This window comes from Pelomonas dachongensis (assembly GCF_043555865.1).
GTDB lineage: Bacteria > Pseudomonadota > Gammaproteobacteria > Burkholderiales > Burkholderiaceae_C > Pelomonas > Pelomonas dachongensis.
This window is the reverse complement of the sequence record NZ_JBIGHY010000037.1, coordinates 1-596: the sequence shown is the minus strand read 5'-3', so window position 1 is coordinate 596 and position 596 is coordinate 1. Positions and strand designations below refer to the sequence as shown.

The 596-nt window shown below is 65.9% G+C and carries 2 protein-coding genes; both read left to right on the top strand.

What is annotated here, in order from left to right:
• Positions 1 to 339 (top strand): IS66 family transposase (locus tag ACG02S_RS26215; RefSeq protein ID WP_394473441.1); only part of this gene is annotated, 339 nt, incomplete at its 5' end.
• The gene (locus ACG02S_RS26210) at positions 336 to 560 is read left to right on the top strand and encodes a hypothetical protein (protein ID WP_394473440.1); all 225 of its coding nucleotides are present in this window, start codon (positions 336 to 338) and stop codon (positions 558 to 560) included. The genes ACG02S_RS26215 and ACG02S_RS26210, both read left to right, overlap by 4 nt.
• Positions 561 to 596: the final 36 nt, after the last annotated feature.

Here is a 596-nt window from a genome sequence, read left to right as displayed (position 1 = left end):
ACGGCCAAGGCGATCGACTACACACTGGGGCATTGGGCCGCGCTCACGCGTCACCTCGAGGACGGCGCGGTGGCGATCGACAACAACCATCTGGAGCGGCAGATCAAGCCCTGGGCGATGGGGCGCCGAGCATGGCAGTTCGTGGGCAGCGAGCTCGCGGGCCAGCGAGCGGCCATCATCATGAGCCTGGTGCAGTCCGCACGCCTGAACGGGCACGACCCGTGGGCCTACCTGCGCGACGTGTTGGAGCGCCTGCCGACGCTGCCCAACACGCGGCTCGCCGAGCTGTTGCCGCACCGGTGGACGCCACGATTGGCAGAAGATACCGCGGGCCGATGAGGAACATCGACGAGCTCCTGCAAGATGGCGGCAGCGTCTCGATTGAGCCGCGGGACGACATCCCGTGCGTTGCTTGCGCTGCGGACTTCCATAACACCATCGCGCTGCTCGTACGGCGAAATGGCGAGTCCCTGACGGCGTTGCTCAAACGGCTGGACAAGGCCGTCGCTCGCTACTACTCGGACACCGTGGTCACTGACGAAACCGAAGCACAAGGCTGACCGTCGTCAGTCAAGATGGCGCGGCCAGACGCTCAC

Coding starts and splice junctions, on each gene's coding strand:
- ACG02S_RS26210 (WP_394473440.1), top strand. CDS start 336: ATGAGGAACATCGACGAGCTCCTGCAAGATGGCGGCAGCGTCTCGATT.